Source organism: Enterococcus sp. CR-Ec1 (genome assembly GCF_002850555.1).
GTDB classification, from domain to species: Bacteria; Bacillota; Bacilli; order Lactobacillales; family Enterococcaceae; genus Enterococcus_D; species Enterococcus_D entomosocium.
Window position 1 is genome coordinate 2,786,599 of the sequence record NZ_CP025223.1, and the last position, 23,899, is coordinate 2,810,497.

General features: G+C 39.9%; 11 protein-coding genes. 2 read left to right on the plus strand and 9 right to left on the minus strand.

Features of this window, described 5'->3' with window-relative positions:
* Positions 1 to 15: 15 nt before the first annotated feature.
* From CXM95_RS13360 to CXM95_RS13395, 8 genes are read right to left on the minus strand one after another with little or no spacing between them, the layout of a single operon-like run.
* Entirely contained in the window at positions 16 to 207 is a 192-nt protein-coding gene (locus CXM95_RS13360; RefSeq protein ID WP_077452924.1) for a hypothetical protein, read from the minus strand.
* 49 nt (positions 208 to 256) lie between these two features.
* Positions 257 to 814, minus strand: coding sequence for a hypothetical protein (locus CXM95_RS13365; protein ID WP_061053136.1), 558 nt, complete (start codon positions 812 to 814; stop codon positions 257 to 259).
* 7 nt (positions 815 to 821) lie between these two features.
* Positions 822 to 1,670: a hypothetical protein gene (locus CXM95_RS13370; protein WP_086297770.1), complete on the minus strand. Its 849-nt coding sequence runs from the start codon at positions 1,668 to 1,670 to the stop codon at positions 822 to 824.
* The gene (locus tag CXM95_RS13375) at positions 1,660 to 3,099 is read right to left on the minus strand and encodes a glycosyltransferase (RefSeq protein WP_016612576.1); all 1,440 of its coding nucleotides are present in this window, start codon (positions 3,097 to 3,099) and stop codon (positions 1,660 to 1,662) included. The genes CXM95_RS13370 and CXM95_RS13375 overlap by 11 nt, the downstream gene beginning before the upstream one ends.
* Positions 3,100 to 3,115: 16 nt before the next feature.
* Positions 3,116 to 4,021 (minus strand): accessory Sec system protein Asp3, encoded by a 906-nt coding sequence (asp3, locus tag CXM95_RS13380; RefSeq protein WP_233499055.1) that lies wholly within the window; start codon positions 4,019 to 4,021, stop codon positions 3,116 to 3,118.
* A 15-nt stretch (positions 4,022 to 4,036) separates the two neighbouring features.
* Positions 4,037 to 5,620, minus strand: coding sequence for an accessory Sec system protein Asp2 (gene asp2 / locus CXM95_RS13385; protein WP_061053140.1), 1,584 nt, complete (start codon positions 5,618 to 5,620; stop codon positions 4,037 to 4,039).
* The gene (gene asp1 / locus CXM95_RS13390) at positions 5,610 to 7,211 is read right to left on the minus strand and encodes an accessory Sec system protein Asp1 (protein WP_233499056.1); all 1,602 of its coding nucleotides are present in this window, start codon (positions 7,209 to 7,211) and stop codon (positions 5,610 to 5,612) included. Before asp1 ends, asp2 begins: the two co-directional genes overlap by 11 nt.
* A gap of 21 nt (positions 7,212 to 7,232) precedes the next feature.
* A complete protein-coding gene (locus CXM95_RS13395; RefSeq protein WP_034872023.1) occupies positions 7,233 to 8,450 on the minus strand; it encodes a preprotein translocase subunit SecY in 1,218 nt (405 codons plus the stop codon).
* A gap of 323 nt (positions 8,451 to 8,773) precedes the next feature.
* Between CXM95_RS13395 and CXM95_RS13400 the strand changes: the two genes are divergently transcribed.
* Together CXM95_RS13400 and secA2 are read left to right on the plus strand one after the other, a co-directional pair.
* Positions 8,774 to 9,169 carry a hypothetical protein gene (locus tag CXM95_RS13400; RefSeq protein WP_223347115.1) on the plus strand — a complete coding sequence of 132 codons (396 nt, stop codon included), beginning with the start codon at positions 8,774 to 8,776 and terminating at the stop codon, positions 9,167 to 9,169.
* Between the two features lie 46 nt (positions 9,170 to 9,215).
* Positions 9,216 to 11,585 carry an accessory Sec system translocase SecA2 gene (gene secA2, locus CXM95_RS13405; RefSeq protein ID WP_086297782.1) on the plus strand — a complete coding sequence of 790 codons (2,370 nt, stop codon included), beginning with the start codon at positions 9,216 to 9,218 and terminating at the stop codon, positions 11,583 to 11,585.
* Between the two features lie 135 nt (positions 11,586 to 11,720).
* Here secA2 and CXM95_RS13415 read toward each other — a convergent pair whose 3' ends face one another.
* Positions 11,721 to 23,822 carry a KxYKxGKxW signal peptide domain-containing protein gene (locus CXM95_RS13415; RefSeq protein WP_158297431.1) on the minus strand — a complete coding sequence of 4,034 codons (12,102 nt, stop codon included), beginning with the start codon at positions 23,820 to 23,822 and terminating at the stop codon, positions 11,721 to 11,723.
* Positions 23,823 to 23,899 lie beyond the last annotated feature (77 nt).

Below are 23,899 nucleotides of genomic sequence, written 5' to 3' on the forward strand. Positions count from 1 at the left end.
GACCTATTTTTATTCTTACTTCTGTAATGCTTCCAATAAAGAATAAACCAACGATCCAAGGATCACGATCGACATAACTAAGGAAAGCACGATGGTGATCGCTTTGCCCTTTTTCTTTTCTTCTGAGTGATTTCTTACGTTTTCTCGTTCTTCTTGAAATCCCGCTTGAATCGTTTTTTCTAGCTGATTATTCGCCAACGAAATCACCTCTTCCCAGTTTATTTTCGGCAAACAACTATGAAGAAAACTGGTTTATCTACTGGTTCTGATCGTCTGCCAGTTGTAGTGATTCACTCAGTTCTGAAACATTTTCTACTGGTTCATTTTCGTTTGTAGCTATCTCATTCACTACCTCTGCTACTTCCACTGCCCGAAGCTCATCAATCAGCTCTTGACTCAATTGATTCACATCGTTATCTTGTCTTTCGACGGTTGAGGTTAACCGATCAATGATCTGCTCGGTTTCATTCAAAAAATAGGTTCGAAGCATTTGCTTTTCAACCTCATAAGCAGAAAAGAGCTTCTCATAAATCATTTGTAATTTATTTTGCTCCTCCTGTTGCTGCTCAAAAGATGCATTGAATTGTTTTTTTAATGTTTGGATCACATTTAGATCGATATCGTTTTCTGACTTGTTCATCATTGCTTTCATTTCTTGATTGATTTGAATCAGCTGATCAATCAATGCGTTTTGATGAGCAAAAAGTTTCTTTGCTTCCTCTTGTTCCTTCTCAAAAGTGAGCATGGACCCGCTGTTCTCTTTTATTAACAACATAATTTGCTCATACAATTCAGTGGTTTTCATTTTTTTCATTTTGTCTTCATCCTTTCAACACAACTTTGTCCAAGCATACATTTTTGTTTGCCAACAACTGATAATTCTTTTGATCGACTTCTACCTTATGAATATAAGGAACGCGGTCATCTAAAATACTCATTAAGTTCCCTTTGATATTCCCTTTGCCATCAAGCGGCGATTCTTCCAGATAAAGTGTATTTGTCGAGTTGGATTTTGCTAGAGAAAATAATTCTAACCCCATATATGAAATGCCAACTGTATCATTTTCTGTTAACCGAAAAGCTAACTGATCACGAATGAAATCAAGTGTTGTGTTAAATTTTTGAGTTACCTTGAATGTTTCTGTATCACGAATCGTGACTAAATTGATGGTGCCTTGATAAAAATAGTAATTCAGAATACTTTGTTGCTGATCATTGAAAAAAGCAATCTCTTGAACCTGGTCATTGCAGTAATAAATAGTTGAGAATAATTTCCCATCTGTGGCATATTCTTCAATGAAATCTGTCGTGCCATCAGGATAAAAGTAGCGAACTTCTTTGACATGTCTTCTAGTCATAGGATACAAGCTCACTTTACCTACTTCATCTCCATCAGTGATCAAGGAAATGGTCCGGTCCTCGTTCATATAAACTTCTGTAGAGTAAGCTGTTGGTACTTGGTTAAAAAACAGAAAGGCTTCTGGATCGTGACTGCGCTGTGTCACTTGATCTAAAATATTTATTCCCTGCAATGCTTCTTTTTGGAGCATCGCTTGAAAATTTGGACTCGGTGAGATGGACAACACTTGACTTCCTTCTTTGATTCGTGATTTTTGTGCCATCCAAATTCGGTCATTTGGTCGGATCACGGTGACTAATTCATAATGCATCGATCAACTCACTCCATTTCTCTGCAATTATCGCGTCTTGAAACATTCGTACAGACTTGCGGGTATTGGCTTTAAGTTGGTTCAGATCAGAAGCAGTCAACTGACGAATGCCATCTGTTAGTTGCTGAATAGTATAAGCTTCATCAGTTCTAGAAAAATCTTTCAAATAACCATTGACTCCTTCTTTGATCAACTCCATGGCCCCAAAACGAGCCTTGAAGGTTACAATTGGCAATCCTGCATTTAAAGCTTCAATATAAGTCAATCCGAAACCTTCTGAGAAAGAACCAGAGATAAATGCATCATAATCAGGATATACTTCATTGATTGCATGAGAATGCCCTTTTAACCGAATGTACTCTTCTGCATTCAACTCCTTGATCACTGCTTTTAACTTACCTTCTTCTCCCCCTTGACCATAGATGTCTAAAGAGATCGTTGGATGTTCTTTTTTTGCTGCAGCAATTGCCCGCATCACAAGATCAATGTGCTTTTCGGATGCCAAACGAGAGACTGTCACAAACTTTTCTGCCTGTTGTTTGCCTAATTCAAATGAATCTTCTGTCACATCGCGAATCCCTCCCACCGGGATCGTCACAATTTTTTTGGACTCGTTTGGGAAATCGATCAACAAATCTTGCCTTTGCAATTCTGTCGCAACAACGATATGAGCGACTTGTTCCAAATGCGTCAAAGCAAATTCATAGTAATTGTTCCAAAGAGGTGCGCTAGCTACGTCACGATCAGATAAATGATCGGCATGAACGATCTCAATCAATTTGATTTCCGGAGGACAATGATCATATAAAGCAGCCTCGCTTTCCTCCCCCCGATCAATGATGATACTTTTGGTTTCTGGGAATTCTTCTATCAGTTGTTTAAAGAAAAATCGCTGCAATAAGACTTCATTTCTAAAGAAACGATGTTTGCCTTTGAAAGCAAACAAATGAATATTCGTCATTACTCTTCCTCGATGCGAATCATTTCGATAACTGTACATGATTTTTCTTTGATTCGTTCGATAGTCAAAAATCTCTACCCGATAATCCGAAACTAGCAGTAAGCCTTCCTTTTTTGGACTAGGAGATTTTTCCATATGCTCAACGATTTTTAATCCTGATGACGTGATGGTTTCTTTGATTCTATGTGTGTTCGTAGCATCTACTAAGAGATCTTGTTGTGCAGTAAAAACTGCTTTAGCCCCTTGCCTTAAATAATCACCTTCTAGTGCAAAATATTCCCACATGGAGATGACTTTATCATCTGGTATTTTCCAAGCCGCCATGGCTTCATGGAGATTCTTCACTAGCTCCATAAAAATATACTTATAGGGAATATTTTTTCTATCAAAACAAGCAGCACGATAGAACTGTGCATGTTCCACACCAGAATTACCAATCCCCATTGCTTTATTTACAAAAAAATTCATGATGTCCCCCTCTTTATTAGGTTGATTTTTTCCTGTTTTCTTTTACATTCTCTAAAACTTTTAGTGCCCTTTGATTAAGTGCGATCTTTTTTTGCAGACGATCCATAAGCTCGGGTGCTTCGGCTTCTTCATTTGGCTTTGCAAATAATAAAGCTAATACAGAAAAATCTTCGTGGTAACAAGACTCCAGCAAAGAAAAATTTTGTCCCATTTTAAGGTTGATTTTTTCGGGACTGTCGCTTCGCTGATAGATTTGTTCAAGCAATACTTCCAAATACGATGATGCAGCCTTAGTATCCGGTTCAACAAACAATCCTGCTTCAAAATCTGAAAGTGAATATTCTTTGACATAGCTGTTCTGTTTTTCAAATACGACCGATAATGCAGCATGTTTCTCAATCAACGGTGTAACCGCAACAACGCTGGTTGCTATGTTTGAGCCTTGGTTTGCTCCAGTGGTTGCATTTATAGGAACCACTTCAAATGCTTGATTCTCCTTAGTGGATAAAACCAAATCCTTAAAATGAATCTCTTGATGCTTTTTGTTTACCATATGAATCTGATAATCAGTGGCACCTTGCGGAAAGAGAAAACATTCTTGGTTTGTTTCGAAGACTAGTTTTTCAAGGAGAAAACCATCCTTATCAAAAAATTCCACCAATAGCTGTACTGCTTCCTTACGATCGAATGCAGCATGAAGTGTTAACTCGTACTTGTATCCAGGCAGTAACATTGGTAGCATTGGTGATTTCCGACTAATATGAAATTCTGTTTTCGAATACCAAGATTTAATACTGACGCCTGGAGGCATCAAAGGAGAAGAGTACAAGACATCCCCAGAGGGCATATAAGCTATTTTTGCGCCATAATTATAATTGTCATTAAAGTCGATCCCCCACTTGATACGATATAAACTATTCATCGACTCCCTCATTCCCTATAATATTTTCTTGATATCGCGGTGAAATGTATGCACGAGAATATTTTTGTATTGTTTCAAAAACCAATTATTGATGGCAGGACTATTATCGTTATGTCGGCCGATCATGCCTTTATACAGAACACGAGTCATGGGGAAATTATTTTTTAAAAATTCAAACAACATTGGAAATGCCTCCATGTCGTAATCGTCTTGTTTCATATAGGCGATCGCAAAGGTTGTCTCCCGATAATCGCCACTTTTGAATTTGCTCCAGAACCGTTCATTCAATTGACTGCTCGCTTCTTTTGAAACAACCCCAATATTGTAAAGCAGCATATCCAATGAGGTTGGAAATCCAGTTGGTCGATTGATGCGTTCATTTAGAGCAATGGAACCAAGATTCGTCAACGGTTTTCCCACGATGACACTGTTTGGGCTTAAATCGCTAGCAAAATATAGCGCGCCAAACGTGCCCATCGACAATCCGGATAAAATGAGATCTGACTTTTCAAAACCTAGCAGTGCTAGTTTCCCTAAGATGATCGCTACGATTTCTTGTTCGAATTTCTGGCTGCCTAGATAGAAATTCCCACCTTCTAAACGAGGGTCACCAATCAGCAGAAACGGACAGCCCATACTTCCCATCATCCCACGGCCTTCAAATCCTTCCGCTGAACGATAGCCAGAAAAATAAACCGCTAATGGAGGTTTTAAATCTCCCGGATTAAAGTAATAGATCACTTCTCCCCCCAGATTCTCTTCATCCCGAATCCGACCACCTCCTGGAATCATGACACTTTCATCTGCCATTGCTCTTCGCAGGTGCATCTGCCCGATCGTAAATTGCCCTCGATTTCCTTTGGCATACAATGAAACATTGATGTATGAATTTTGATCTAATTTGAAGTAAACCGGCTCCCCATTTATGATTTGATCGTGAAGGACCTCAATCACTTGGATGACTTGATTCGTGTTTTCTTTAATGAAAAAGAGTTTGATTTTTAATGTCACTTCTCCTTGAACATCTGCGATCTCCGGATAAAAACAGGTGCGTTCGTTTTTAGGAATCAGGTTAGTCATTTTCCAAGTAGTTATTTGCTGATCGTCTGATGTCAGTTGTGCCTTTACCTGACAGGCTGCATGTCCTTCTTTAACGATCTGCAACGGGACAGTTTTATTAAATTTCATGTGATCCATAGATAGCTTATATCCTTGTTGCTTTGCTGAGAATTGCTCATTGATCGTACGAAAAACATTTTCTAGCTGCTTTTTATCAAAAGGATTCGCTGCTTTTAATGTGAATAGCGCTTGAACTTCTGGAGATAGCTGCCCATTTTCTTCGTAAAATATTTGGTAGGCTGGTAATTGTTTTAAAAATTCCAAATTTTCAAGAATCGCGGCATTTTCCTCTAGAAGAAAAATTGCCCGATGGTATTTGGTATTATATTTGTCTTTCTTAAACAGCTGTAGCTCCTGCTCATCTTTTCTGAAATCATAGGCCAACGGAAGCCACTGATAGGCAAACAAAGGAGAAAGCTGCTTTTGCCCCTCAGAAGAAACAGCTGCAACATGAAATACCTGAATCTGTTTAGACGACACCCTCTAGCAACTCCCTCCATTGTTTAATAATATTTTCCTCACTAAAACGCTCAATATAACTAATATTTTCCACCAATGCTTGGTTCCAATTATTTAAATCGTCCAGGTAAAAAGCGATTGCTGCATCTAATTCTCTAATTTGACCAATGATTTGCCCATTCTTTTGGTCATCCACATAATCGGTTTTCTTCCTAACAAGCTGAGGAATCCCTGCACTAACAGCTAGTGCTTGTTTCTGGACATCAACTTCAGCAGACAAATCAATATACAATCGTGTCTCATTGAAATCCTGACGAATCGTGGTGAGATGAGAATCCAAGCGAAAGTGAATCCTAAAATTGACATCAACTGCCTCTACTAGATTTCGCCAATTTTTGCTTTCTCGGATCTCTTCAATCGCCTCTTCATCCGTTTTAAATAACTTTTTCGCCTTTTTTGCTTCGAAATACTTTAATACCTTTTGATACTCCTCAGATTCACTATCGACACCGAAGTGAGTATCAACCAGTTCTTTTTGTGCTTCTCGTAAAACGACTTCGCTTTGGAATGTCGTCGTTTCGATAATTAAGTCATAACGATCATTCTGAATAACTTTTTGCAGTAATAGATGATGGATTCTCCGAACGTCTTCGTTAAGCTCACCGGCGTTCCAATAAAGAACCAGCTGGGGAATGGAGTTGCTATTGCCCAGCTGAAAAGAAGTTGTGTAAATAGGGATGCGTTGTATCCGAGATAAGTCATTGACACCGGACTGTTTCATTAAAGAGAAAAGCGCTGTTTGATTACTAGTCGAATCCGTAATGATTTTATTTTCGCCAGCCCATAATGCTGCTTTTTCATCTGATGCACAAGTTGAAAGTCTGTGGGCATCAGAAACGATCTGGATCACTCTTTTTCGTTCCTCGTTCGTTTTGACCAATCGTAGACTCCGCTCATTTGTCAAACAGAGGATTTGATCTTCTGGCTCAAGGTTCAGTTGAAATTGATTCATCATCTCTAAAAGAAGTTCATCCATGCTTCGATACTGACTTTTCTTTAGTCCACTTTTCCGAGGATTTACCAGCTCAACGTGTGGATTTTCTCCAAAGTATTCCACACATTTTTCCATTCCCGATTCGTTATAATAAATCTTCTTTACTTGTTCCCCTTTGTCATTCTGGAACGATTTTGCAGAAATAAATCCCCGATCATCGAAAAAGAGGATTTGTCGATAAGGTTCCGTCATTATAGACATCTGTTCTGCAAAACCAAATGAATTGAACCGAATTTCACCAAATGGTTGATTTTCCTTAATCAGCGTGATTCCAAAAGGTGTATAGACCTTCTCAACATTCAGAGCAAGAGGCAAGTCATCGACATCTAAGGGAAATCCATTGGTTTTTTGAATGTCTTGCAAGCGATCATAAAGCGAAGTCATTTGCGCTACTTCTAATTCATATGCATGCATCTGATAACGTAAAAACGGTATATGCTCCAATAACAATAAGTGATACGGTTCTCGATTGTTCTTGAAAAGCTGAATGATATTCATCATATAATCACTTTCTAAATTGCCACTACTGGTCGTCCAATCAGGGATAAAATAATTCAAAAAATCGCCTCCTAACATCCTCTAAAAAATCCGGTAAGTATGTCTGGAAAAGAGGAACCGTATTTCATTTGTGATAGTTTCTAAAATGATGATCAACATAAAAATACTTCCGAAATAAAAAGCTAAGTTGGAAATGATTTGATTTTGCAATCCAATCAACAAGGGAATCATTGAAACGATCACAAGATAACTGTTGCCAAGTAATGCAACGGTTGATAAACGCTTCAATATATATCGCTCTGTCTGTTTGCCAGGAGCAACATTTAAAATGTAATCTCCCGTCTCTTTTAGATTTTTGGCTATATCGTATGGTCGAACATTTATAAAACTAAATCCGTAACCTAAAACATAGAGAATCAGACCATAAGTGAAAATACCCCGCACATTATTAAAGGAAAAGTAAGTCGTAATAAAATTTGAAAAGCCTGTGTCTCCCCACTTTTCGTTCAATAGTAAAAGCTGTGGCATTGAAAAGACGGTTACTGCAAACATGAAAGGCATTGCCCCGGCAGGTAAAAGTCGAATAGGAATATACGAATTGTTAAAGCGACTGTCGATACCTGTCCGTTCAATATTGATACGGTATTCTGCATTGTAAAGGAAGAGTGTGAGATAAATAAAAACTAAGGTCACCATAACTAACCCGATAATAAAGTTTTGACTTAAATGAACGGATTCTGTTTGTCCCGAAATTAACATAGCTGGGATATTCATCAGTAAACCTGGAACAATAAACAGACTTTGACCTCCAATTCCTTTATCAATGTTGATATCAGCTAGCCATGCAACGAACAATCCCCCAGCCGTCAAAAGAAGAACTGCTCCTAAAAACAACAGGACAATAGAGCCTCCAATTGCTTTTTGATCAATCATTGAGGAACGAAATTTTAAAACCAGTGCGCAACTTTGAAGGATAGCAAATAAAAGAGTCAAACTGCGTTGAATATACCCAATTCGTTTGGTGGAAAGATTTCCGATACTTTCTGTATCAATCATGCTGATCGTTGTCCAGATGATCAGGGCAGTCATATACGGGCCCATCCCTAAAGAAAAAAGCGTTGGAACAGTAAAATTCCCACCGGTTGATGTCGCTAAAAATTTCAGAATCAAACTAGTTGATTCCTCTGGTATCTTTTCTGAAATAAAAAAAGGAACCTGGATATGCTTACCTATCTCAACAATGAACAAAAGGAAAAAGCTCGCGATTATTCTTCGAATGAGTTCTTTTTGATTCTTCATTTTCATCTCCAATTTTCTTACTTTTTTTTAATCTGCAAGGTTTAACAAAATAGTAACAGGTTTAAAATTGCCTTTTGTACTTGTTTTTTGTTGAAATAAAAAAAAAAAAGGAAAAGGTGAGGTTGGTCATTGTGGTATCATCGTTTTAAATTCAAATAAGTAAAAACTACTCACTTTAAATGGTCATCAGAGAAATACAAGGATTGGAAAAGAAAAAAAGGGAGAATTTCCTGAGAAATAGCCCCCAAAAGAAGGTCTTTACTATGAAAAAACTAATTGAAGTCATCATACCTCTCGTTTTGCTCTTAGGAGGTATCTTTTTTTTGAAAGAAAATTTAACAGTCAACGAAACACCGACTACAGAATCTAGGGTCCCTGACAATGAACCGACGCCTAAGTTAAACCTAAAAGCTGTCGTTTTGCGGACTGATGACTCTTTGGAAGCAGTTGATCAAGAGTCCATCTATCACGGTGAATTTCCCTACTATAATATGGATAGCACCAAAACCTATACGTTTTCACTTCACTTCGTAACAAGTTCTGGTGAAGCGCTGCTGGATCAAAACGAAGAACCACTTATTGCATCAAGAAAGATGAAACTAGTTACTCAGAAGGGAAAGATCGTCTTTTTTTTAGAAGCCAATGATTTGATGAGGGAATATCTTTTTGACCTAGACGACGTCATGATTCGTGCTAAATTAGAAAGCATTGCTGATTAAGCTTAAGCCACAAGCAATATCAGTTTTTGAAAGGAGGAACAAAAAAATGAAAGATAAAAAGTTTCGCAAGTATATTCGGTTGGCGAGAAAAGTTCAAAGTCTTGCAGAAAACTATCGGCAATTATCAGATCAAGAATTGCAAATGCAAACCATTCATTTTCGACAACAACTCGAACAGGGCAAAAAACTGGAGAGTTTACTCCCGCAAGCCTATGCTGTCGTTGTCGAAGCAGACCGTCGTGTCTTGGGAATGGAGCCTTATTTTGTTCAAATTCTTGGCGCAATTGCTCTTTTTTACGGCAATGTTGCTGAAATGAAAACCGGAGAAGGAAAAACATTGACCGCAACCATGCCGATGTATTTACATGGTCTGGGAGGCAAAGGCAATTTCTTGATTACTTCTAATACGTATTTAGCCTTGCGAGATATTGAAGAAACGGGAAAAGTCTATCGTTTTCTAGGACTATCCGTGGCTGCAGGTGTTCCTGAACATGAAGATGAAGGAGAAGAAATCGATAAAGAGGTGGTCTATGCAGCAGACATCGTCTATACGACGCATAGCGCACTGGGCTTTGACTATTTATTTGACAACTTGGCTGTTTCTCCAGACGAACAATATGTCACCCACTTCAATTATGTACTGATAGATGAAATCGATGCAATATTACTTGATATGGCGCAAACCCCATTGATCATTTCAGGAGCACCCAAAGTTCAGTCAAATTTTTTTACGCTATCTGATTGGTTTGTGAAAAGCTTGATTGAAGGTAAAGACTTTATGAGAAGTGAAAACAAACGTCACGCTTGGTTTACAGAAGCAGGCATAAAAAAAGCCGAAGACTACTTAGGTATTGAAACTATTCTTTCAGAAAAATGGAAAAGTCTTTACCGTCATTTAGTCATTGCCTTACGGGCCAATTATCTCTTACACTTAAACAAAGACTATGTTGTGGAGGACAACGAGATTCTTTTGCTTGATGAAGCAAATGGACGTAAGCTGATTGGAACAAAACTACAAGCTGGCCTTCATCAAGCAATCGAAGCGAAAGAAGGCGTAGAGATTACTACAGAGAGCCGCTCCATGGGCTCCATTACCTACCAAAACCTATTCCGAAAATTTAAAATTTTGTCCGGAATGACTGGTACTGCCAAAACAGACGCCGACGAATTTCGAGAAACGTATGATATTGACGTAATCGAAATTCCGACAAATAAACCCATTCGCCGAAAAGATCATCAGGATCTGGTCTATGTGACCAATCAGTCGAAAATCATGGCTTCTTTAGAAGCAGTAAGAAATGCTTTGACGCAAGAACGCCCCGTATTGATTGAGACAGGATCAGTCTCAATGTCGACGTTATACTCCCTGATTCTCTTAAAGCATCGAATCCCTCATAATCTTTTAAACGCTACAACAGCGACCAAGGAATCCTGGATCATCTCAGAAGCTGGTAAACAAGGTGCCGTAACTGTGGCTACTTCAATGGCTGGGCGTGGTACAGATATTAAACTGGAAGAAGACGCACGGGAAAATGGTGGTCTATTAGTAGTAGGAACTGAGCGGATGACCAGTGACCGAATTGACAATCAGCTTCGGGGCCGCTCTGGACGTCAAGGAGATCCGGGTGACAGTATTTTCTATGTATCTATGGAAGACAAAATCGTGGTTGAAAGTGCACCCAAATGGGCCGCCGACGAACGAGAATTATTAACTGAACAAGAAGAATTATCCAGTGATCTCACGCCCTTAAAAAAGAAAAAATACAATAAACTAATCAATCAGTCTCAAAGCAATCGCAAAAATCAAGAAATTGCCGGACGTCAAACGACGCTAGAATTTGACTCAATTATTACCATTCAAAGAGACAAAATGTACAGCATGAGAAACAGCATTATGAAAGGTACCCCTGTCGAGTTAGAAAACATCATTAATCAATGCATAGAAGAAACAATCAATCAATTCACCACTAAAAAAGAGAACCTAAATCAACAAGCGATCCTTGATTTTATCTTTAATAATTTGGACTATAATTTTGATGTTTTTGAAATCGAGAAACTAGATAAATTTAATAAGCGAACGGTCAAAAAATTTTTATTGGATCTGATTTCAGAGCGTTTGATTCACATTCAACAATTTATGCCAGATAGTTTCCAACAGCTATTTTTCAAGCGAATCATTCTTTTAAAAGCCTTAGATACTCTTTGGATCGAACAATCAGACAACCTGCAACAATTGAAAACAGTCATCAATGGGCGAAACTGGGGACAACATCGCCCCATCTATGAATTTCAAGTAGAAGCACATCGTTCTTTTACTGAAATGCGTGAAGCCATTTATCTAGAAGCAGTCAGAAATTTATTATTATCCGAGTTGGTAAAAACAGAAGATGGTTCATTCGATGTTGAATTTCCATAGCCAACCATAGCCAATAAAAAAGCATCACAGTTAGTTTGCCTAACTGTGATGCTTTTTTATTTAATAGAAGTACTTTTATCATTTTAGAAGAGCTAGGAAATTTATCCTAGCTCTTCACAAAACAAAACTAACGAGTTACTCTGTTTCACGCTTTGCTTCATCTTTTTTCTTTTTCATTAAAGCAATAGCAGCTAACAGCGTGGCAATTCCAGCAAGAGACATTTGAATACCACTTGCATCAGATTCGCCAGTCTTAGGAAGAGTAGAACCAGTTGCACCGGTCGTATGACTCCCTACTTCTGTGTTGCCAATTGGCGTTATTGTATTTCCATTTACTCCATTGTTCTGATCAGAACTTGATGGTGTTGAAGTAGAGCCGCTGTTAGACTCACTTGCCGAAAGTGAATGATCTTGGCTAGTTGATTGTGATTGCAGCTCTGATAGACTCTCAGACAAGCTATTACTGTGATATTCACTGACGATATCAGAGTTGATATCACTTGTACTTGTGCTTAGCGAAGCAGAGTCACTCACGCTGGTACTATCGCTGATTGATTCACTAGCGCTCATGGAGACTGAATCTCGATCAGAGGCACTAAAGCTTTCACTCTGACTAGCCGAGTTGCTAGCACTCAGACTGTCGCTTGTTGACCCTGAATCACTTGATTCGGCGCTAAGTGATACTGAATCACGTTCACTATCACTGATGCTGGTGCTTTCGCTTGCAGATTCACTTACGCTTGTACTGTCACTGATAGAAGTCGAATCACTTACACTTGCACTATTTGACATTGAATCACGTTCACTATCGCTGATGCTAGTGCTTTCGCTTGCTGATTCACTCACACTTAGGCTTTCGCTTGCTGAAGTCGAATCACTTACACTTGCACTATCAGACATTGAACCACGTTCACTGTCGCTGATGCTGGTGCTTTCGCTTGCTGATTCACTCACACTTAGGCTTTCGCTTGCTGAAGTCGAATCACTTACACTTGCACTATCAGACATTGAACCACGTTCACTGTCACTAATGCTGGTACTTTCGCTAACAGATTCACTCACACTTGTACTGTCACTGGTTGAAGTCGAATCACTTACACTTGCACTATCAGACATTGAACCACGTTCACTGTCACTAATGCTGGTACTTTCACTAGCTGATTCGCTCATACTTGTACTGTCACTTTGACTGATTGATGTGCTCTCACTTGCAAAAATCGACTCACTTGTACTGAAGCTGCGGCTTTCTTCCGTAGAAATACTTGCGCTTTCAGACTCAGAATCGCGAATGCTAGAACTGTTGCTTGTGCTTTCAGAGGCGGAGGCTTGGTCGCTCGTACTCATAGATTGACTCAAACTTGTACTGTCACTTGAACTAACCGATTCGGAATCTCGTACACTTTCACTTGTACTAATGCTTTCGCTAATGGAGGTTGATTCGCTAGGTGTAACTTCCGTACTATTCCGCTCGCTTTCGCTAGTACTGATGCTGACGCTAACTGATTCACTGGTGCTAGAGCTTTGTGAATCACTTGTCGAAGCACTCACACTTTGAGATTCAATCACTTCTTGTTTTTCGCTAAGCGATGTGCTGATTGATGCCGATTCGCTTAGACTTGTACTAGTAGATTGTGAAATGCTGGTGCTCTCACTAGCACTTGCTGAGACAGAATCATTTGTACTTGTACTGTCACTGGTTGAAAGGCTAGAACTGTTCGATCTTGAATATAGATCGCTTAAGCTATCACTTGCACTATCGCTATTGCTGAGTGATGTGCTTGCACTATCACTCGTACTGAAACTACGTGATTCGCTGGCACTTTCAGATCTAGATAGTAAATCACTTAGACTCGCGCTTAAACTTAAGCTGTTACTTACGCTCGTGCTGCCGCTATAGCTTAGGCTATCACTTCTAGATTCACTTGCACTCTCTGATCTAGAAAGTAAATCACTTACACTCGTACTAGAACTTAAGCTGTCACTGGTTGATGTGCTCATGCTATTGCTTACACTATCACTCCGTGATTCGCTCGCACTGCTAGATTGAGAGTTCATTTCACTTAAACTTAAGCTAGAGCTGTTGCTGCCACTCAACGAAGTACTTGTGCTTTGGCTCAAGCTATTGCTCCGTGATTCACTGGCACTGGTTGAACGAGATAGTAATTCGCTCAAGCTAGTACTGCTACTTTCACTCGTACTAATTGATGTGCTGCTACTATAGCTTAGGCTATCACTCCGTGACTCGCTGGCACTGACTGATTGAGATAATTGTTCACTTAGACTTGTACTTGAACTCAAACTCGTGCTAGCTGAAGTACTTTGACTGAAACTATTACTTAGGCTATTACTTAAACTAATACCTTCGGAAAGTGAGTCACTTGTCAATTGGCTCAAACTATTACTCAAACTGTAGCTGTCGCTCGCACTAGTTGACGATGAATCACTTAATGAACTGCTAGTACTTGTGCTGAGACTTAGACTCGCAGAAGTACTACTACTGTAGCTTTGACTTTCACTTGCTAGTGATCTGCTTTCTGAAAGACTATCGCTATTGCTCAAGCTAGCACTGATTGACGATGAGTCGCTCATTGATGTACTGATACTCAAGCTTTCACTCATACTTTCAGAAGCACTATTACTAATACTTGTACTATCGCTAGTACTTGTACTTATGCTTGCTGAGGTGCTGCTACTGTAGCTAGTACTGTCACTAGTACTTAGACTAATACTTGCTGAGGTACTGCTGCTAAAGCTTTCACTCATACTTGAACGTGAATCACTAATTGACGTACTCAAACTATTCGATTCACTATTACTGCTACTTGTACTAATTGAAGCAGAGTCACTAACCGAAGTACTGACACTAGTACTCATGCTCAAGCTGGCTGAAGTACTGCTGCTATAGCTTTGACTTTCACTAGTCCGTGAATCGCTCACAGACGTACTAATGCTTGTTGATTCACTATTACTTGTACTTGTGCTACCGCTGTAGCTTGCAGAGTCGCTTGCACTTTGTGACATTAAACCACTAGTACTCAATGATGATGAATCACTTAGTGAAGTACTAATACTTGCTGACTCACTGTTACTAATACTTGTACTTACTGATAATGAGTCACTCAATGACGTACTCGTACTTGTTGACTCACTGTTGCTTACACTTGTGCTGCCACTAAAGCTTGTAGAATCGCTCGCACTTAATGACAACGAAGTACTTGTGCTTAGAGATAACGAGTCACTGATCGACGTACTTGCACTTGTTGATTCACTAGTACTTACGCTTGTGCTACCACTAAAGCTTGTAGAATCGCTCGCACTTTGTGATACTGAGATACTTGTGCTCAATGACGAAGAGGCACTGATGGACGTACTCAAGCTTGTTGATTCACTGTTACTGATGCTTGTACTTACAGACATTGAATCGCTAATTGAGGCACTTGTACTTGTCGAATCACTATCACTCACACTGGTACTTAACGATGATGAATCGCTGATCGACGTACTTGCACTTGTCGAGTCACTGTTGCTTACACTTGTACTTAGCGATGATGAATCACTTAATGACGTACTTACACTTGTGGAATCGCTACTGCTAACACTTGTGCTGCCGCTAAAGCTTGCTGAATCACTCGCACTTAAGGATGCCGAAATACTTGTACTCAATGATGATGAATCACTGATTGATGTGCTTGTAATTGCTGATTCACTGTTACTGATACTTGTACTTACTGATAACGAATCGCTGATCGACGTGCTTGTACTTGTCGAGTCACTGTTGCTTACACTTGTACTTAGCGATGATGAATCACTTAATGACGTACTTACACTTGTGGAATCGCTACTGCTAACACTTGTGCTTCCGCTAAAGCTTGCTGAATCACTCGCACTTAAGGATGCCGAAATACTTGTACTCAATGATGATGAATCACTGATCGACGTGCTCGTACTTATGGACTCACTGTTGCTTACACTTGTGCTGCCACTAAAGCTTGCTGAATCACTCGCACTTAGAGATGTCGAAATGCTTGTGCTCAATGATGATGAATCACTGATTGATGTGCTTGTACTTATCGACTCACTGTTACTGATGCTTGTACTTACAGACAATGAATCGCTGATCGACGTGCTTGTACTTATCGACTCACTATTACTTACGCTTGTGCTGCCACTAAAGCTTGCAGAATCACTCGCACTTAGAGATGTCGAAACACTTGTACTCAATGATGATGAATCACTGATTGATGTGCTCAGGCTTGTTGATTCACTGTTACTAATGCTTGTACTTACAGATAATGAATCGCTGATCGACGTGCTCGTACTTGTGGAATCACTGTTGCTTAGACTTGTGCTGCCACTAAAGCTTGTAGAATCGCTCGCACTTAATGATGTCGAAATGCTTGCACTTTGTGATGATGAGTCACTGATCGATGTGCTCAAGCTTGTCGACTCACTAACGCTTGTAGATGATGATTCGCTCACTGACGTACTTGAGCTTGTGGACTCACTGTTGCTTACGCTTGTGCTGCCACTGTAACTTGCGGAATCACTCGCACTTAGGGATGCTGAAATACTTGTACTCAATGATAGTGAATCACTGATCGACGTACTTGTACTTGTTGACTCACTATTACTTACACTTGTGCTACCACTAAAGCTTGCTGAATCACTCGCACTTAGAGATGTCGAAACACTTGTACTCAATGATGATGAATCACTGTTCGATGTGCTGTTGCTTGTTGATTCACTAATGCTTGTAGATGTTGATTCGCTCGATGACGTACTTGCGCTTGTGGAATCACTGTTACTTACACTTGTACTGCCGCTAAAGCTTGCTGAATCACTCGCACTTAGAGATGTCGAAATACTTGTGCTCAATGATGATGAATCACTGATTGACGTACTTTCACTTGCTGATTCACTGTTACTGATACTTGTACTTACAGACATTGAATCGCTAATCGACGTGCTGGTGCTTGTCGACTCACTATTACTTACACTTGTGCTGCCACTGAAGCTTGCAGAATCACTCGCACTTAGAGATGTCGAAATACTTGTGCTCAATGATGATGAATCGCTGATCGACGTGCTCGTACTTGTGGAATCACTGCTGCTTACACTTGTACTACCACTGAAGCTTGCTGAATCACTCGCACTTAGAGATGTCGAAACACTTGTACTCAATGATGATGAATCACTGATTGATGTGCTTATACTTGCTGATTCACTGTTACTGATGCTTGTACTCACTGATAATGAATCGCTAATCGACGTGCTTGTACTTGTGGACTCACTATTACTTACACTTGTGCTACCACTAAAGCTTGCTGAATCACTCGCACTTAGGGATGCTGAAATACTTGTACTCAATGATAGTGAATCACTGATCGACGTACTTGTACTTGTCGACTCACTGTTGCTTACACTTGTGCTTCCACTAAAGCTTGTAGAATCGCTCGCACTTAGGGATGCTGAAATACTTGTACTCAATGATGATGAATCACTGATTGATGTGCTTGTACTTGTCGACTCACTGTTGCTTACACTTGTGCTACCACTGAAGCTTGCAGAATCACTCGCGCTTAGAGATGTCGAAACACTTGTACTCAATGATGATGAATCACTGACTGATGTGCTCAGGCTTGCTGATTCACTGTTACTAATGCTTGTACTTACAGACAATGAATCGCTGATCGACGTGCTTGTACTTGTGGAATCACTGTTGCTTACACTTGTGCTTCCACTAAAGCTTGCTGATTCACTCGCACTTAGAGATGTCGAAACACTTGTGCTCAATGATGATGAATCACTGACTGATGTGCTTGTACTTGCTGATTCGCTGTTACTGATGCTTGTACTTACTGATAATGAATCGCTAATCGACGTGCTCGTACTTGTGGACTCACTATTACTTACACTTGTGCTACCACTAAAGCTTGCTGATTCACTCGCACTTAGAGATGTCGAAACACTTGTACTCAATGATAATGAATCACTGATTGATGTGCTCAAGCTTGTTGACTCACTAACGCTTGTAGATGTTGATTCGCTCACTGACGTACTTGCGCTTGTCGACTCACTGTTGCTTACGCTTGTGCTACCACTAAAGCTTGCTGATTCACTCGCACTTAGGGATGTCGAAACACTTGTACTCAATGATAATGAATCACTGATTGATGTGCTCAAGCTTGTTGACTCACTAACGCTTGTAGATGTTGATTCGCTCACTGACGTACTTGCGCTTGTCGACTCACTGTTGCTTACGCTTGTGCTACCACTAAAGCTTGCTGAATCACTCGCACTTAGAGATGTCGAAATACTTGTGCTCAATGATGATGAATCACTGACTGATGTGCTCAGGCTTGCTGATTCACTGTTACTGATGCTTGTACTTACTGATAATGAATCGCTGATCGATGTGCTGGTGCTTGTCGACTCACTAATACTTGTAGATGTTGATTCACTACTTGACGTACTTGCACTTGTCGAATCACTGTTACTTACACTTGTGCTACCGCTAAAGCTTGCTGAATCACTCGCACTTAGGGAAGAAGAAACACTTGTACTCAATGATGATGAATCACTGATCGATGTGCTTAGGCTTGTTGACTCACTAATACTTGTAGATGTTGATTCACTATTTAACGTACTTGTACTTGTCGACTCACTGTTACTTACACTTGTACTGCCGCTAAAGCTTGCTGATTCACTCGCACTTAGAGATGTCGAAATACTTGTGCTCAATGATGATGAATCACTGACTGATGTGCTCAGGCTTGCTGATTCGCTGTTACTGATACTTGTACTTACTGATAACGAATCGCTGATCGACGTGCTGGTGCTTGTTGACTCACTAATGCTTGCAGATGTTGATTCACTGCTTGACGTACTTGCGCTTGTGGAATCACTGTTGCTTACACTTGTACTACCACTGAAGCTTGCTGATTCACTCGCACTTAAGGAAGATGAAACACTTGTACTCAATGATAATGAATCGCTGATCGAGGTGCTCAAGCTTGTCGACTCACTGATACTTGTAGATGTTGATTCACTACTTGACGTACTTGCACTTGTCGAATCACTGTTACTTACACTTGTGCTACCGCTAAAGCTTGCTGATTCACTCGCACTTAGGGAAGATGAAACACTTGTACTCAATGATAATGAATCGCTGATCGAGGTGCTTGTGCTTGTGGATTCACTAATACTTACAGATGTTGATTCACTCACTGATGTACTTGCACTTGCCGAATCACTGTTACTGATACTTGTACTTACTGATAACGAATCGCTGATCGATGTGCTGGTGCTTGTCGACTCACTAATGCTTGCAGATGTTGATTCACTACTTGACGTACTTGCGCTTGTGGAATCACTGTTGCTTACACTTGTACTACCACTGTAACTTGCAGAATCACTCGCACTTAGGGATGTCGAAATGCTTGTACTCAATGATGCAGAATCGCTGATTGACGTACTTTCACTTGTTGACTCACTAATACTTACTGAAAGTGAATTACTTGCAGATATACTTTCGCTTGCCGAATCGCTATTACTTACGCTCGTACTGCCGCTATAACTTGCAGAGTCACTTGCACTTAATGATGTCGAAATGCTGGCGCTCAATGAGGATGAATCACTAAGCGAGGTACTCAAACTCATTGACTCACTGTTACTTAATGATAATGAATCGCTAACTGATGTGCTGGTACTGATTGACTCGCTAATACTTACAGATGTTGAAGCACTAGCTGACGTACTTACACTTGTGGAATCACTGTTACTTACACTTGTGCTGCCACTGAAGCTTGCTGATTCGCTAGTAGACTCACTATTGCTTTCACTAATGCTCAATGACATCGACATACTAATTGAATTTGAGATCGAGTCTGATTCCGATAAACTTTCTGATAAACTCATGCTAGCACTCAATGAATCAGAAATAGATTCGCTGAAACTAATGCTCTCACTAAGCGAAGAAGAATCAGATTCACTAATTGCGACAGATAATGATTCTGATGCTGAAATACTTTCTGATACTGAATCACTCTCTGACAATGATAGTGAAGTGGATTCACTGAGTGATTGCGAGAGTGAAACTGATACTGACTCAGATAAAGATAAACTTTCAGAATCACTTGTACTGTTGCTCAATGATCCAGAAACAGAGGCACTAAAGCTAGAACTATCACTTTCTGAATCTGACTCAGAAACACTAGCTGATATGGATAACGATTCTGATGCTGAAAGACTTTCTGACATTGAATCACTATCCGACAATGAAATCGATGTTGAAATACTTTCAGATAGGGATTCTGATAAAGATTCTGAATCACTAAGCGAAATTGAAAGAGACATTGATTCACTTTCTGAGATAGAGGTCGATGACGAGCCACTCTCTGAGTCCGACACTGAAATAGATTCACTTGTTGAAAGAGACGCTGATTCTGAGTCACTCAATGAGATCGAAACCGATTCTGAATCACTTAAAGAAGTTGAAGTAGAGATTGATGTTGATAATGATTCAGATGTCGAATCATTCATATCAGATTCACTTTCTGAAATAGACGATGACAATGAGTCACTCTCTGATTCTGAAACTGAAACAGACTCACTCATTGATGTAGACATTGATTCTGAATCACTAACAGAGATCGATTCTGATAAAGAGTCACTTTCTGAAATCGATTGAGAAAGAGAAACACTTTCTGATTCTGAAGTAGAAGTAATAATGGATTCTGATAATGATTCACTTCCCGAAACAGACTCTGAAGTAGACAAAGATACCGGATCTTGTTCATAATTGACCGTGAACATCTGAGGTGAAGAATCCATTTGAGATGCTCCATTACTGGTGGTGTCAAAAGTTTGATTGGCAGCCATAGCTTCCGCTAATGTATTGTAGACTACTCCATCTGGTCCTGTAACCGTATAAATATATCCATTTCTCTCTAAATCTGCATCTGTTACACCAAGAGTGATACTTTCGTTTGAAACGCCAGAAGTACCATATTTTCCAACAGTGACTGTTCCCGGGATTTGCTCAAATGCTTCCCCTGTAGCAGGATCTGATTCCGGTTGATTATTTCCAACGACACCGACTTCTTGATAAGACGGATAGAGAGTGATCGTAATAAACTGTTGATCACTATCTGTCGTACTACCATTATTGCTAGTATTATCAAAAACAAATGTCCCTGTTTGATCTGCATAATAACCGGTTTGAGTGAGGTAATCCGCAATTAAATCCTCATAACTTATTTCTTGGCCGGTCGTCCCATTGATGGCAACTGTGCCAGTTTGGTTTTGTAATGGACGACCATCTGAATTAACAAATGTTACGTTGACTGTTTGTGTATCTGCTACAACATAAATAGTGGTTAGACTCGCTCCAGTTCCGACTGTAGTAGATCCAGGCTGTACATTACCATTTAATACTGCACCTGTTGCATAATAGTAACCAGGAGGTAAATTCGTCGAAGTATAGTAACTATTGGTCCAATCAATAACATTCCCGTAGTTTGCAGGAACTCTATCTGTTCCTGAAGCTTCGGTACCAGCATTCATGTACTCAGAAGAAATCACTTGACCTGTCTTAACGTCAACATATTGGTACTGAACCGAATTATTAGCAACACCGTATACATAAATATTATAGGTATAATTGGTGTTTTCCATCGGAACGATCGCAACTGTCGCTTGTCCATAACTATCCCCATTATCAGCATCAGTCGTACTATCTCCACCACTTTGGCCATCATTTTTCGCAGAACTAGCGACTTGGGTACCAATCGCCCACATATAATTATCAGGCATTAGATCATTGGCATACTCCAACGTTTGCAAATCAAGATACTCACCAATGTAATTAACGTCTGGATCAATTGGCATATCAACAGTTTTGATAATATTGCCATACTGATCAACATAGTTTACAGTTACAGTTCCTGGTGCAATAGCAACAGTCGCTAATTCACGGGTAGAAGTATCTACAATATTAGATGTAGTAACATTTCCAGCCGTATCTTTAATGGTGGTTGTCGTACCTGAAATAGTCATCTCTACGAATTTTAAGTTACGGTTTCCTTCTGGAGCAGCGGTTTGGCTACTGCTGCCTTGCCATGTACTAATCTGAGAATTATTCATGACAAATGTTCCCGAACCTGTAATCAATCGGCCAGCCGAAACAGCTCCTGAAGAAGTTAAACGTGCTAAGTGCAATGCTCGCGGTGAAATAAAGCGAATGGTTGCGCCAGAATCAACGTTTACAACAGTATTGGCATTCCATTGTTGCAAATCAAGTACCGTTCCTGCATTAAATGTAACAACCGCTCTATTTGTGACATTCAGCGAGTTAGAACCTACTGTACGCGTAGCCGTCATTTGTAAATTTTGTCCAAAAGTTGCAGTTCGGTCATTTGATTGACTTCCTGAATAACGAGAAAAATCAAGGAGCATTTGGAAGCCGTCTTGCTTCCAGGTTACGTCATCTCCAACAGTGATTGAGTTAAATCCATAATAGACAAGGGGATAGTTGTTACTATTATAGGTACTAAGTTCGTTCCCAATAATTGTCGCTCCATCACCTACTTTAAAGGTATGGTTGAATCCTGTATCACTCGCATTGTTCCCTCGGATGGCCATATAGTAAAACATGGAATAACCAGTGGTACCAGCTGTTCGATTCAACTCTACATGGGATCCGTTAGCGATAGCTACTTCCCCAATTTGCATCAATTCTTGTTTTACATTGGCAACGATTTTGCCTGATAAAGTCACTTGACTATCCTCAGCATCCAGTAGTCGTCGTGGTTGATAAGCAGTATCTGTTCCGCTAACACCATCTCGTCCTTCGAGAGTGACATTATCGATATTGAAGTACCAGTATCCATAACCACCTGTTGCCGACCTTGAATCAATCACTGCGTCCGCTGTACCTGTCCCACTGTCTCCTGAGTTGGTGCCTGACTGCCAATGAATCAAGTTAATATTTGTGATCGTAAAAATAGAACCGCGAACCGTAGAACTTGCCCCTACATTAAACGCTGCTCCTGCCATATTGACTGTAAAACCATTCCCGTCAATAATCACACTCGTTTCGCGCCAACCCAAATCACGAGTTGCCACATTGGTAGCTGCTGTAATATTGGCGGTTACCTCGATATAGGTAATCGAAGAATTTCCATATGCTGCTTTTAAGGTAGCCCAGTCAGTAACTGCGGCATAAGTGCCATTAGCAATAGCGGTTTGCTTATATAAATCTTTATTCTTCACTTGGTCTGGCACATCAACTGTTACTCCAGAAGGTGAATTGGTTTTATTTCCATCATTGATTGCCTGTTCAAATTCTTCTCGACCCATATCCGGATCTGCAGAAACGTTGATTTTAATGATCTGCCCTGATTGAGTGGTGATTGCAAAACTTGCAATCAAGTTATTGGCACTAGCATATTGCTGCGCTGCCCGTATCAAAGATGTACTTGGTGAATTGCCATCTTTGACTACTATTTCTAATGAATTCGTTGTAGTGTCAACCGAAGCTTGTACTTTCTTAGGCACTAATTGATCAAAGAGCTCTTGTGCTTTTTGTGATTCTACTTTATTTTTTTCGGTGACTGTTTGTTTTGGTGGGTTCTTTTGACTTACTGACGTTGAATGAGAGACGCTGGTAGATCGTGACATCGATAGACTAGTCGATTCTGATGCACTTGACGACAACGAACCACTTTCTGAAATAGAGGTACTTTCTGAGATACTCAAACTCTCTGATTCAGACACACTCTCCTCCTCGGAAAGGCTCATTGATTCAGAAGTGCTTTGGGATTCTTCAATAGTGGTAACATTGTTTTCAATTTCTGAATCACTCACACTCTGTGATTCGGTTAAACTAGTTGACTCTGTTGCACTTTGTGACTGGGTAATACTTTCGGATTCAGAAAAACTATCCGATGGCTGTGTGCTTTCAGATTGAGAAGTAGCTTCACTTTCTTGTGTCGATGAAGCCGGTATTTTGGTCGTCGTTTTATTTGCCAAGACATTCTCGGCATTTGCTTCTTTACTTGCATCTAATGGCGGTGTGATTTCTGAAGCATGTGCCACGATTGGCGCGATACTCAATCCAGCAATGCCAGTAAAAGAAGTGATCGTTGCATAGACCCAATGTTTTCCGCTTTTATACATCTTGTAGCGTTCACTTTTATTGGAGCGTAACAACTTTCGATAATTATTCTTTTTACTCATTACGTTTATTTTTCTCCCCTTTCGTAAAAATGTTTTATAAACTTCCCCAAGTCCTATTTATTTAGAAGATAGGATAA